Source organism: Mastigocoleus testarum BC008 (genome assembly GCF_001456025.1).
In the GTDB taxonomy this organism is placed as follows: domain Bacteria; phylum Cyanobacteriota; class Cyanobacteriia; order Cyanobacteriales; family Nostocaceae; genus Mastigocoleus; species Mastigocoleus testarum.
This window is the reverse complement of sequence record NZ_LMTZ01000070.1, coordinates 1-13,747: the sequence shown is the minus strand read 5'-3', so window position 1 is coordinate 13,747 and position 13,747 is coordinate 1. Positions and strand designations below refer to the sequence as shown.

The 13,747-nt window shown below is 36.8% G+C and carries 8 protein-coding genes; 3 read left to right on the top strand and 5 right to left on the bottom strand.

Translation table 11 applies throughout. The annotated features are described in order from the left end of the window. Positions 1-675: 675 nt before the first annotated feature. The 3 genes from BC008_RS11650 to BC008_RS11640 all read right to left on the bottom strand — a co-directional run bounded on the left by BC008_RS11650 (position 676) and on the right by BC008_RS11640 (position 5,283). Positions 676-3,786: a carboxypeptidase-like regulatory domain-containing protein gene (locus BC008_RS11650; protein WP_058183557.1), complete on the bottom strand. Its 3,111-nt coding sequence runs from the start codon at positions 3,784-3,786 to the stop codon at positions 676-678. Next, entirely contained in the window at positions 3,783-4,613 is an 831-nt protein-coding gene (locus tag BC008_RS11645) for a fimbrial biogenesis chaperone (protein ID WP_058183556.1), read from the bottom strand. The genes BC008_RS11650 and BC008_RS11645 overlap by 4 nt, the downstream gene beginning before the upstream one ends. Before the next feature lie 190 nt (positions 4,614-4,803). Further along, entirely contained in the window at positions 4,804-5,283 is a 480-nt protein-coding gene (locus tag BC008_RS11640; RefSeq protein ID WP_027845961.1) for a hypothetical protein, read from the bottom strand. 796 nt (positions 5,284-6,079) lie between these two features. On the opposite strand from BC008_RS11640, the gene BC008_RS11635 reads away from it, so the two are divergent. Together BC008_RS11635 and upp are read left to right on the top strand one after the other, a co-directional pair. Further along, a complete protein-coding gene (locus BC008_RS11635) occupies positions 6,080-7,324 on the top strand; it encodes a URC4/urg3 family protein (RefSeq protein WP_036267810.1) in 1,245 nt (414 codons plus the stop codon). Between the two features lie 235 nt (positions 7,325-7,559). Beyond that, entirely contained in the window at positions 7,560-8,195 is a 636-nt protein-coding gene (upp, locus tag BC008_RS11630) for a uracil phosphoribosyltransferase (protein WP_027846345.1), read from the top strand. 309 nt (positions 8,196-8,504) lie between these two features. On the opposite strand, the gene BC008_RS11625 is transcribed toward upp, so the two are convergent. Further along, complete coding sequence (locus tag BC008_RS11625; protein ID WP_058183555.1) at positions 8,505-10,019, bottom strand: TRM11 family methyltransferase; 1,515 nt, start codon at positions 10,017-10,019, stop codon at positions 8,505-8,507. A 316-nt stretch (positions 10,020-10,335) separates the two neighbouring features. Between BC008_RS11625 and BC008_RS11620 the strand changes: the two genes are divergently transcribed. Further along, on the top strand, positions 10,336-11,076 hold the full coding sequence (locus tag BC008_RS11620) for a pyridoxine 5'-phosphate synthase (protein WP_027846346.1): 741 nt from the start codon (positions 10,336-10,338) through the stop codon (positions 11,074-11,076). A gap of 300 nt (positions 11,077-11,376) precedes the next feature. Here BC008_RS11620 and BC008_RS11615 read toward each other — a convergent pair. Continuing rightward, positions 11,377-13,747, bottom strand: a 2,371-nt coding sequence (locus BC008_RS11615; RefSeq protein WP_058183554.1) for a phosphorylase family protein, incomplete at its 5' end; no start/stop codon positions are given.

Below are 13,747 nucleotides of genomic sequence, written 5' to 3'. Positions count from 1 at the left end.
TGGCTAAAGCCGGATGCAGGGTAACTTGCTTGTCCGGTTTGTCGGGGGGAAAGGGGTAGCGATATCCCCGCCCCACCCATTAAACGATGTGAAGCGATATTGCATATATGACCGCAATCAACCAGTTTTAAATTCTTCTCCCCTTACGGGGATGGAAACTTGAACCCGGTTCTCTATATGGCTCTATTCATGTCCATAAAGTTTTAAATTATTTTCCCCTTACGGGGATGAAAATACTTTTGAACTCGATCCTTTCCTTAGAAAGGTGCAAATTATTACCTTTAAGAATTCAAATTCAGAGAACCGGTACTACCTTGACAAATCCACGCTCCCCAATAAAAAGGATGTTCTAGTGGTGTATCGTCTTCCTAACAATCAATAAATTTAATTTATAAAGTTTTTTGAAAGCCTTAACCTTATAAAAATTCAAATTAGGCTTAATTTTTAATAGGACTTACGCAAAATCAACGTAATTACATCATTACGTTAGCGCTTAGCGGTTAGCGGAGCGTGACGCTAGTCAGAGGCTTTGCCGACGCCGCAGGCTCTAGTGTACCGTAGGTATTGCGTGTTCGTTAGAACAAGCGTTAGCGACGTAATCTCCCGAGACGCTGGGATTGCTTTCCTACACTGCGTTCCGATCGCAATGACAAATATCCGTTGCGTAAGTCCTGTTTAATTTGAGGAAAGATGTTGGTTTATATTAATATTCAGTTTTTGCCAATTTTGAGAATTAGAATTAAGCTTAACCATCTTTCGGGGAAGTATTTGACCATTAATTTGTAAATGGTAATTACCCTGCATTAAATGCTCTAAATAATAAACACCAGCACTATTGGTAATGGAGAGGTGTTTTTTCCCTGTTTGAGAATCTATTGCTTCTACTGTTGCACCAGCTAATGCATTTCCCCGTTTATCCTTAATTACTCCTGAAATAGTATAAGCCGGAACTAAGGGTATTGAAACTGAGGTGTAACTACCAGCAACGACTTCTACAGCATAAGCTGATGTTGAAGTTTGCCAGTCAATTGGGAAACCTGCTGGGTCTAGATCGAGACGGTACTTTCCTGGAGACAAATTAATTGAAGTTCGACTACCTGTTGTTTCTGGTTTGGCTGAGCTTAAGGATTGATTATTGAGGGAAACTAGTAAATTTAAGTCATCTCGGTATATTTTTTCTCCCGAGTCGCGCTTACCATTAGCATTCTGATCGAAGAAAGCTTGAAGTAAAATTCCGCCTTCGCTCCGTAAAGTGCGATCGCGTCTCCTACTACCCCTGATTCCACCTTGCAAGTTGAGACTGGGTAAAAATTCCAGCCGAAATGCAGACTGGTCAGAAGTCAAAGAAGCCCCCTGATATCTTCCCCGTAATTTCAGTCCTGGTAAAATTGAAGTACTGACGGCGGCAAGTAAACCAGAACCTTGAGAACCAACTCCATAGCCTAATTCAGCTTCCCAAACAGGACTACCACCATAGGTTTGGTTTTTTGAGCGATATCGCCAATTTAAACTTAATAAATCATTATCGTCCGAATTCAACTTGGTTTCATAACCCAAAACTAAAGCATGTCCTTTATTGCTATATTTGTTCGGATTAAAGTAGTAAGCTAATTCGGAATTAGTTCTAGTTTCATTTCCATTTGAAAAAAGTTCTACTTGTCCCAATCTTTGCAGTAAATTCCATTGCCATTTATTTTCAGTATTTACGCTGAGGCTAGCAAAAGTGAAGGCATTTTTACGACTACGAATAAATTGGGCACCAATTTTTGCAGCTTTTTGACTATCGAGGAGACTAAATACAGATAGGAATGGTTTTAATCGCCAATTAACATAGAAACGACTCCGAACAAAGTCACTGCTGAAATTTGCATAAAAATTTGTGGAGGGCTGGAAGTTGACGTTACTACGAAAATGCCAATCATTACTTTTTTTGCCTCCTATTCCCGGCGTCAAGCTTGATAATGCTACCGACAAAGCAGATTTTCGTGGTTGCCAATAAATTTCTGTTAACCCTCTTGCAGAACCATTATGAACAGCGCCCAAACCTAAGGTTAAATCTTCTGATACTCCCCAACGTTTAGCAACTCCGCCACGAAAACCCGTAAATTTGCCCAGAAAACTGTTAGTTAACTGACGTTCTCCTCCTGCTGAAACTATCAAAGCAGATCCGCCTTTGGGTAATTGTCCAGGAACGCTATTTAAAGTTACTTCTCGAATTTCTGGTTGAGCGGCAAGTCTACCTTGAGGGTAAAGATAAAGGCTATATTTATTTAAGGGAATTTTACCCCTGACAGCAACATTATCAAATTCGTAAGTACCATCACTATCCACTAAAACTTCATCGATTAAGCGATTAGTAAAACTTTCTACTAGCTGTACTAAAGTTCCCGGTTCTGCTTTTCCTGTAATAGTTCTTCCCAGGTAATCTGCTTGCAGGCGTTGCTCTGGTGATAGGTTCAAAATCGATTGTGATGGTACAAAACCCTGACGTTGAATGGTAGTAAATCCCCAATAACTACCAGTATTTTCTGTATTCAACCAGAAGGGATTTTGAGAACCCAAAATATAATCTGCAGCTTCTGTTTGACGTAAAAATTGAGCTTCGGCTAAATTCCACTTTTGTTTATCTTGTATCTGTGACCGTTCAGTACGTAAAAACCAGCTACCACCAAATGCTGTTCCAATTGCACTAGCATCGCCACGCCAATTCAAGGATTGACTTTCACCCCCTTGCACTGTTAATCGCTGAGATACAGTAGATAGAGAAAATTTAGGTGCTTGTAAAGTTGGTAACCCTTCTAAATTTACGGGCTTCTCATCAATTTCGGTATAAACACGACGATTTGACTGTGGAATCTCAAGGCGAATAGCATAGTCCTTAAGATCAAAATTAGCACTAACTCCAAAGTATTTTTTCAAGTCTTGAATAGAAAATGCTAATCCTAATTTTGGATCCTTAGTCAGTTCCTTAAGACTTATTCGAGTATTAACAGTAGGTGATCGTAATTCTACTCGTCCATCCGGTAAGTTTTGAGTATTAAACTGCAATATCTTAATAACTTCATTGTATGGTAATAACCATTTCTCAAATTCTATAACCTGAGAACCATCTTCTCCACCGCGTACCAACATACTTTGTCTGACATTCCGTCTCCCAATCAACACTCCGACAGGGAAAGTTCTAAACTGCGACGAACTTGAAACTGCTATTTGACTCCTATTCCCGATGTCAGAATTAGTCGTCGATTGAGATTGTTGTATTTTCGAGTCTTGAAAGGGAGGTTCGAATGAATTTTCATCCCTAAATTGATTTTTTGAAGAGCTTAGATTTTCATTTTGAGTCTGGAAATTTATGGAGTTCGAAGTTGTAGGAATATTAACTTCTGTTGGGTCTATAGATGGTTCTAGTTTTGAATTAGTCGAGGGAGGAGTTGTTGATGGGTCTGAAGTTTGACTTTGAGTTGGGGAATTTGTGGAGTTCGGAGATGACCGTAATAATATTGATTTTTTGAGTTTACTTCTTAGCAACTTAAATTTATTATCTCGACCGTTTTGAGTGTTTGCTTGTTCATCTTTAATTTGACCGTTGAGTTTATTTATATGGTACGGTTCAACACTCGAACTTAACTCCATTCCCATTTGTTCTGGAGGTGCAGCAGTACTGTAATCAAAATTATTGATATCCTTATCATTCCTATTTGCTTGCAAAGTAGAAATAGAGATTTGAGATGATAGCTGCTGTGATTGTGGAATATAATCTTGGGTTGGTGTAGCGATATCTGTCATTTTGCTTCCCCAACATATCGACCAACATTTACCGGAACTTGGAACGGTAAACTTTGATGTTTTCTATCTTGTTTCCAGATTAATTTTCCACTAAGCTGATATTTTCCTGGAGGTAATAAGGAAGATTTCTTAGATAAAGATTCTATCAAAAGATTTCTTTCACTAGATGAAATTATTGTTGCAGGTTGAGTTTGACCTTTAAGAACAACTTTTCCACTCCGTTTCAATTCCCAAGATACGAGAGGACGCGCAGAAGCAGAACCCTGATTTTGCACCAGTAAGCGTAACTGGTTTTTCTGCTCATCAAAGCTGCTGTTAGTTACAGTTAATAATGGTACTCGTCGATCGCCCTTCGCAACATATAATGTTGTTCCAACTCTAGTCACCATACCCACATTGGTAGTATTTGTACTGTTATTTTTAGTAAGAGTTTCAGAAAAAATAACAGCACGATATTCACCATCAGGTAAATTTGGATCCAATAGAGCTAACAGACGAACTTTTCGCGAACTTTTGGGTGAGATAGTGAGTTCCCTAGGTGAAAATTGCAGATACGAACTCAAGTCCCAATCGCTAGAAGATAGTGTTTTAAATTTTCCTTCTCGACTATATGTAAAAGGTGCAGCGAAAATCCGTACTCGAATTGGTTCCTCGCTAGTATTATTAATATTAATTACTGATTCCGAACGACCTCGTGTCGCTTGTGATTCAATGATTATCGGTGAAACTCCAAGTTCAGCGACAGCACTGCTTTGGGACCAAAATATACTCGAAGCAATACTTACAAACCAAAAATATGGGATGAAATAACGTAAAATATTTAACATATAAAAAGTAATTTTATTTATTTGAAAAGTAAATATTAGAGCTTTGATTGAATGATGAAGAGATATTCAAACATTACTCAATAAAATTGGTAAACACACCCTGTCTTAGCAAGAGTTATACGACGTCTTCAACTCGGTCTTGTTATCTAAAACTTACGCATCTAAAGCTTATGCATCTAAAACCTGCAAATTAATTAGGAGTTGCTGTGACAACTACTTTGAATTCGTAATCTCCTGTGGGAATTGCTGAAAGACTAGTTGCTGTCATATCTACTTTGATTGTAGTTTCAGTATTGGTAAGAATCACCTTAGGAGTAGCCCCAGGAGCATCATCTAAGTATGAAAGCTTTGCAGAAAAATTCGCCCCTCCTGGTGCGTTAATAACTTCCGGTTCAGAAGCTGTAACTTGATTAAGCAGACCATTACAGCTAACTGTAACTTCCCCTGATACAGCATCGGGATAAGTTGTACTAGAACCTAAAGAAGTAGCACCAAATAATGCATTGGGGGTGACAGTACCATCTTTTTTGCCACTGAATTGACACCCACCTTCATAGGTACCATTGAATAAAACATCCTGAGTTTCTGGAGCTGCTTGAGCAGAAGAAGACCCTGCGAAGAAAGTACTAGTAAGTAGAATTGCAGAAATGAATAACTTGCGATTTAACATGATTTTAATTTGTTAAATTTACTAATGTTTATCTTTTATTAATTGCAATAGTATCTTTAATTTAATTTTTAATAACATGTAAAAAATACGTAAATATTAATATTATTAACTACAAATAATTTTCTATTAATAAAAACAATATTATTCCCAAATAAAAGTGGTAATTTTATCTATCTTGAGAACTAATTATTAAACAAACCGGAATACAACTATCAAATAAATTTTGATTTAATTCTGAGCTAAACAGTCCGGAAAAGTTAAATATTTTTTTACATAATTTATTACATTAATATCAATAATGAATGAAATATACACAAAAAAATTACAGGTAAGTACGTTAGTAAGAAAAATCATAACTTGTTTGTAATAGTGCTTTAGCGCTACTACTAGCCAAATACAGATATTTTATATTTATTCACATAGTTTACTTTTTTCTCGCCTACTTACTTAAGTACGCAAATATGTGGAATTAAATGTAAAGCATAGATCGCATTTGGACGGATTAGTCAGTCAGATGGCTTTCGCTTGTATTCGTTGACTTGTTAGCACTTCACGAGTAAACGTACTTTATCTACTGACTTGCTTGCGATACGGGCAAAATATCTCATTAATATGGCAGCTTGAATAAATATCGAACAAGAAATATATTTCTGGAGTTAAGTAGGATATTTTGGGGAAAAGGTGTATTATTACACAAAACATCTCTATTTTGAGCGGATTGCTTTTTTTCAGCAACTGCAAAGGATTTTAATAGTGTTGTATCAAGTTTTGGTGTATAAAAACAGGGGTAACTAAGATGAATCAAGAAATTATCAGTACACCAATAACTCAAAGGAATTTGGTTGCTTACTTGCGATCGCCAATTGCGATTCGCGAACGTTGTCAAGAGTTGTTTGCAATGGTGCTCGAAGGTAATTCATCCTACTTCACTTGTAATTTGGATCGGCTAGGAAAAGTAGCAGATTACGTCATTGATGTGATGCATGCTGAGTATCCAGATTTACATATTCCTTTCCACAGCCGTTGGCGACATTTTGAAGCTGGAGGAATAGAACGTTTAAAGGATTTCGACCGAGCATTAGCCCATTTAAAACCCACAGAAAAAGCAGTAGCTAAGCTAGATTTAGCTATTCTCAGTATTTTATTGGATGCTGGCGCTGGTAGTAGTTGGGTTTATTACGAAGAAAGTACGGGCTCGAGTTTTAAACGCTCTGAAGGGTTAGCGATCGCGAGTCTCCATATGTTTTGTCAAGGAAGTTTTTCTAGCGATCGCCATCAGATATATTGTGTGGATGCAAGAAAATTACAAGCGTTGGGAGAATCAGAACTAGCAACTGGTTTTCAGGTAAGTTCAGAAAATTATTTGGTAGGATTTAGCGGACGTTTAAAACTATTACAAAAGTTAGGTAGAGTCTTGCTTTCCAAACCAGAGATGTTTGGAGCAACAAATCCTCGTCCGGGAAATTTGGTACATTATTTGAGTTCTAAAGTTAAAAATAATAAGTTAGCTGCAGCAAGTATTTTAGAAGCTTTATTAGAAGGATTTAGTGATATTTGGCCGGGAAGATTACAATTTGATGGGGTTAACTTGGGTGACGTTTGGTCTCACCGCAGTATTGAAGATGATGGTTTTGTACCGTTTCATAAGCTTTCCCAATGGTTGACCTATTCTCTGTTGGAACCTCTACAGGAGTTAGGTTGGGAGATTACTGGTTTAGATGATTTGACTGGACTACCGGAATATCGTAATGGTGGTTTATGTATTGATTTAGGACTGATTGAAGTAAAACGTCCTAATGTTTTACGTTCTCCCCATCCCGTCTCATCAGAAGTTATAGTTGAGTGGCGTGCTCTGACGGTTGTTATGTTGGATCGTATCGCTGCGAAAATCCGCGAGAAATTAGATATGACTTCTCAAGAGTTACCGTTAGTTAAAATTCTTCAAGGTGGAACTTGGCTCGCTGGTCGTAAAATAGCTTCAGAACTAAGAACGGGTGGAATACCTCCGATACAGATAGAAAGCGATGGTACGGTGTTTTGAGTTGAGTAATGGGTAATTGGTAATGGGTAATGAGTGATGTTAACGTCTCTGACTTCTGACTTCTGACTTCTAACTTCTGACTCCTGACTCCTGACTCCTGATTTCTGACTTCTGACTTCTGACTCCCTTGTGCAACGTTCTTTATTGAGATAATTGACTAATTAGCTGTAGCTTATATACTTAGATTTTATGAGCGCGAGTTAATTCCTCCGCGCTCCTTAATATTTACTCAGATATGGAACAGCAAGTAACCCTAATCAAGCATCCTCTGATTCAGCATAAGCTGACAATAATGCGTAAAATTGAAACAAGCACAGCTAAATTTCGTTCTCTGCTTAAAGAAATAAGTCTGCTGTTAGCATATGAGGTCACTCGCGATTTACCTTTGAAAAGCGAATCGATTAAAACCCCCATGGCTTCAATGCATGCTCCCATACTAGCACCAGAAAAGAAACTAGTTATTGTCTCGATTCAAAGGGCTGGGCAGGGAATATTAGATGGTATGTTAGAGCTAATACCATCTGCGAGAGTTGGACATATCGGGCTATATCGCGACCCTAACACTTTTATCCCAATTGAATATTATTTTAAAGTTCCACAGGATATTGATAAGCGTAACGTTGTAGTGGTAGACCCGATGTTAGCAACAGGTAATTCCGCAGTCGCAGCTGTTGAGCGTTTGAAATCCACAAATCCTTTATCTATCAAATTTATTTGTTTACTTGCAGCTCCAGAGGGTCTAAAACACTTTTGTGACATACATCCAGATGTTCCAATTTTCACTGCTGCTGTTGATGAAAAACTAGATGAAAATGGTTATATTATCCCCGGTTTGGGAGACGCTGGAGATAGAATGTTTGGAACCCTTTAATTGGAAAACTGAAGCGATAAAAGGAGAGGATTAATTAAAAAATATGTGTATCAAAATATAGGTAAAAGTAAGAATTATTCTCAATTGTTATAGAAGTATATTTGCTTCGATTCGATTTCAGATAGGGGATATAGCGAGAAAATGTTTCTATGTTCCTTATTTCCCGTGGAAATATAATATTCTAACCTATATTCTCATTAGAACTCTCTGGAATCAAATATGTATACCCGAAACCCTTGTAGAGACGTACCAGAGGCTTCACCGACGCCGCAGGCTCTGGTACGTCTCTAGATTATTTCCCAGAGATGTCTATTTACTATCAACAAAAAAGCAACGTTCGAAATCAGTATCTAACCCAAGCCTCAGGGCAATAGACCTTAAGCTTATCCGATTTAGAAGACTAACTGTGATAGTTCTTTTATTATCTTTAAATACTAGGGAATTAATAAAATTGCTGGCGATATCGGATGTGAGTATTTGAAAAATCAAATCTGCTTCTTTTTCCAAGTCAAAACCCAACATATAACAAGTATCATCTAGAACTATAGGCTTATTTTGAAAAAGTCCAATTTTAGTAAATTTTATATTTTTGTAAAGGCTGGATATGGCAATTTTCCAAGGTTTAAAAGTGTAATCACCGACCCCAAAAATTGAAAAGCGGGGAGCATATTTGTAAATCGAACTTTTTCTTGCGTCGAAATATTTAGAATTAAGGATTAAATACTCCCAAGTTTTCTCAGACCACTTAATAATATTTTGCGTGTCATCTCCGATATTTTCTTGGGTAATTAACATCTTCCTGGTAGGAGATTGTAATTCTTGTTGAGAAATATCAGAACTTTTGTACATTGGGTACAAATAGTCATCAGGTAGTTCTACTATTTCTCCCAATCCATTTAGTAAACCCTCGGTCGTAACTTGAAATTCCATAACTTTTGATGCATCGTGCTTAACTCCAGAACGCCATTTAAATTCGCATCCAGAATCAATATCTGATAATTTTTTATATACTTTGATATCTGAAATTAATTTTCCTTTAGATATTCCAATAGTTGTACATGGTTTTGAAGCTTTTAAACTATTATATACAGGACAAAGATATTCATTAATAATACTTGTTGTCCCCTTGGCAAAAAATAAACAAGCATCTACATTTACACCAAAGTGTTTTTTTGCATTGATTTTACGAATAAACATAGATGAAATTAATAAATTATTTTGGCAAATATTTTGATAAACTTTTCTTGCTACCGATGTTTTGACCAAAAATGCCATAGCTGAGTTAGTATGGGAAATCTGTTCGCATATTTTCGTGAGTATCCATTCTGAAATATCAAAATTACTTTTTCCCGTAATTGCAGCAAAACCAGTAAACTTTTGAAAATTACTTTTTTCTGGAAGATTTTTACTGAGTAGTTTACCTAATTCTGAATTTGTCACCCACGGAGGATTACCAATAAACAATACTGGTTCTTGAAGCTGATGATTAATTTCAGACCAATTAACTTGAAAAAAATCTTGTTCCTCTACTGATATCAAAATTTTTTTATTATTGACAGATAAATTATTTTTAACAATCTCGACATATTTGGGATTAATTTCCCACCCGATTATATTTTTAATTGATGTTTCTGTTGGATTTTTTCTTGAAAACTCTGTTTCAATTTCTATCAGTGCTTCGATAAATGTACCCAAACCACAAGTCGGTTCTATAATTGTTCTAATATTACCAAGCGAATTGATGGCAATAAGCGCTACTTGTTTCGCCAGGTTTAGGGGAGTTTGAAAATCGCCAAACTCTACAATATCTCTACTTTTATTCACAGTTTATTTGCGATGAAATTTATTTTTGATGAAATTATTCTGTGATGAGACCTGCCAAGATATTCTTAGTAATTTTGCAAATAAAAATAAAACAAAAAATATTGATAAATAAACTCTGAGTTCAAACGCCCAATTCTCAAAGGTAAAAACTGTCAAAGGAATTATTCTAAAATATACCGAAATAGGAATTTTGTTAAAATAATCAGTTCTTCACGACCTATTACGCTTTACATTTTCCTATTTCCAATCCAATCTCGACTTACATAAGGTTAATAGTTGGGTTTGTACTGTCGCCATTTTTGTAAATATATTCATTATGACCAAGCTTAGTGTTAATATCAACAGGGTAGCCTTACTCAGAAATTCTCGGAATATTGGCATCCCTAGTGTTATAAATGCAGCCAAAATAGTTATTAATGCAGGTGCATATGGGGTTACAGTTCATCCCCGTCCAGACCAGCGACACATCAAACCTGCAGATGTATATGAACTAGCAGAAATGCTTGCTCTACCTGAATTCAAAAATATCGAATTTAACATCGAAGGTAATCCGTTTGAATCCAACTTTATGGATATGGTTTGTGAGGTCAAACCCACACAATGTACTTTAGTACCCGATGCTCCCGATGCTTTCACATCTGATAGTGGTTGGAATTTAAGCAAAGATAGCGATCGCCTCAAACCAATCGTGCAAAAGTTAAAATCTTTTGGGATTAGGGTAAGTCTGTTTATGGATGCAGATGTAACTCAAATACCCTTAGCGAAGGATGTTGGTGCTGACCGAATTGAATTATATACGGAACCTTACGCGACTGCATTTCGCGATGGTGATGTAGAAACAGTTTTTCCTAAATATTTTGAAGCAGCAAAAGTTGCTTTAGAATCAGGTTTGGGTGTTAATGCTGGACACGATCTAAATTTAGAAAATCTAGGAAAATTCTGTTCTATTCCCAACATCCTGGAAGTATCCATCGGTCATGCGTTAATTGCTGAAGCATTGGAAATGGGATTGCATAATACGGTTAAGGCTTATCTGGAAATTTTGTCTTCTACCTGATATTCCTTTTATCTTCATACTCCTTTTATATTCATCAATTTTGATGAGTTTGTTTATCGAAGAAACCCTATCGTAGACGTAGCATGCTACGTCTCTAGAAACCTTCGTAGTTTATGTGGTGTAGTATCCATGCTAGTAGGTAGTCCTTTTCATTAGTTTTGATGGGTTGTAGAGACGTTGCATGCAACGTCTCTACCGGGGTTTTGACAACAAACCAATCCGTCATAATTAATGAAAAGGACTACTAGTTATTTTGTCTGTACTAGGCAATTTTTTAAGTAATCTGTAGATTTTTACTTATCAATTTTGTTTAGTAATTGGTGCAAATTTTAGTGATTCGAGCACAAACTCTGCAGAATTTTGAGCAGCTTTTTGCTGGCGAATCTCTTTATCTTCTGCTTTATTCCCGTCAGCCCAATCACAAATACCTTTGACCAGAATCCAGTCCACTTTTTTCTCTTGACAAGCGACGTACAAGCCAGCCCCTTCCATTTCACCGCCAATTGCTTCTGACTCAAAGTCATGAAGTCGCTCGCGAAAATCTACATTATCCACTAGCTTCTCACCAGTCAGCATGACACCGAAGTGTACATCAGCACCGTTCCAAAATAAATCTGTGCTTTTGAAGTGATTAATTAGCCATGGTGAAGCATGGGGTTTGTCGCCGCGCAAAATAATATTAAGTTGATTGTCTTCTCCACTATTACCCAATCTTTGCAGTTCGTAGGGACGCAATTGCTCTGTAACTAAAATATCGCCGATAGACTGCTTGTCCTCATTAATTCCAAAAGCAATCCCTACCATAATAACGGCAGCAGGTGAAAGCGCGTCAATCCCACTATGTACTGTGAGTAACGAAGCGCCTAAACCACTAGTACCCATTTCCGATTGTGTTAAAACAACCCGCGCACCATTGACAGTTCCCAAGTTAAAGTAAATACGATTATTGATTGGTTGTGGATTAGCTTCATGACCAGTAGACCCCTCAAAAACCTGCATCACAGCACGACTTTCTACTTTTGTTACAGTCACAATCAAAACATCAGCTGCATTCACTATGGGGGTTTGTTCTTGTGTTTGTTCCTTATGTAGTGGAGGAGTGATTTCTAATGGAGTAGGAATTTCTAGAGTATCTTTATAAGAATTATTTTTCCCGTTTAATATATTGGGGAGAACATTAACATCATTCTGTTGGCGGGTAATTGATGTTTCTAATCCTGTCAAAGACGGCGGTAAAGTAGGAAAGTTAAAAGCAATATTTATCCCTTCCTTAAAATCTACAGATGTATCCCACAGGTAGAGTAAAAAATCCCTGTCGATAGTTTCATTTGCTTGTAATGGACGATCTAAATAAGCAATTATAATTTCTTCTGCCAATTGATAATCTTTTTTCTTGATCGCAATAAATGCTTTGAGCCAATTAATCGGATGTCCCACTGGAGATTTGCGAGAAGTAAAACTCTGAATTGCTTTCTCTGCAGAATTTAAATCTCCAGCACAAAGCCAGGAAAAAACTTCTTCAGTGAGTAGTAGAAGATTATGAAATGTTGTTCTTGCTTGATGAGCAATTTCTGCAGCTTCTTGCCAATTTCCTTTTAATTGAGCGCTCAATACTTTTCCTAATTCAAGCATTTCTGGCTCTAAAGAATTCTTGCCATTACCTGCTAAAATTTCTTCTAAAATTAAATCGTTTTTACTAGCTAAACAAAATAGCATCGCATTCTCAGCTAAACGATGTCTACCATATTTATTAAAAGGAATAATAGATAAACCTTCTCTCAAGATAGCGATCGCTTCTCTGACTTTATTGCTTCGTGCTAGCAAAGAAGCGCAATTTATATAAAGTACATGAAGTTCTTTATCAGAGGGAATGCGTTGAATTCCTTGTTGTAGTAATTCAATTGCTTCTTTTATCCGAGCATTTTGGGCTAGTAAATTTCCACAAGTTGTATAGAGCACACGAAGACCTTTGTCGGGAGGAATACGCTGGATTCCTTGCTGTAGTAACTCTATTGCTTCTTTTATTCGACTATCTTGGGCTAATAGATTTGCACAACTATCATAAAGGGCAAAAAGATTTTTATCAGGAGGAATGCGTTGAATTCCTTGTTGTAATAACTCTATTGCTTCTTTTATTCGACTATCTTGGGCTAATAGATTTGCACAACTATCATAAAGGGCAAAAAGATTTTTATCAGGAGGAATGCGTTGAATTCCTTGTTGTAATAACTCTATTGCTTCTTTTATTCGACTATCTTGGGCTAATAGATTTGCACAACTATCATAAAGGGCAAAAAGATTTTTATCAGGAGGAATGCGTTGAATTCCTTGTTGTAGTAACTCTATTGCTTCTTTTATCCAATGATCTTGGGCTAGTAAATTCCCACAAGTTGTATAAAGTACAGGAAGACCTTTATCCGGAGGAATACGTTGTATTCCTTGTTGTAGTAACTCTATTGCTTCTTTTATCCGATGATCTTGAGCTAGTAAATTTGCACAGTTTGTATAAAGCGTGCGAAGATCTTTTTCCGGAGGTATGCGTTGAATTCCTTGTTGTAGTAATTCAATTGCTTCTTTTATCCGAGCATCTTGGGCTAGTAAATTCCCACAAGTTGTATAAAGTACAGGAAGACCTTTATCCGGAGGAATACGTTGTATTCCTTGTTGTAGT

Coding starts and splice junctions, on each gene's coding strand:
- BC008_RS11650 (WP_058183557.1), bottom strand. CDS start 3,786: ATGACAGATATCGCTACACCAACCCAAGATTATATTCCACAATCACAG.
- BC008_RS11645 (WP_058183556.1), bottom strand. CDS start 4,613: ATGTTAAATATTTTACGTTATTTCATCCCATATTTTTGGTTTGTAAGT.
- BC008_RS11640 (WP_027845961.1), bottom strand. CDS start 5,283: ATGTTAAATCGCAAGTTATTCATTTCTGCAATTCTACTTACTAGTACT.
- BC008_RS11635 (WP_036267810.1), top strand. CDS start 6,080: ATGAATCAAGAAATTATCAGTACACCAATAACTCAAAGGAATTTGGTT.
- upp (WP_027846345.1), top strand. CDS start 7,560: ATGGAACAGCAAGTAACCCTAATCAAGCATCCTCTGATTCAGCATAAG.
- BC008_RS11620 (WP_027846346.1), top strand. CDS start 10,336: ATGACCAAGCTTAGTGTTAATATCAACAGGGTAGCCTTACTCAGAAAT.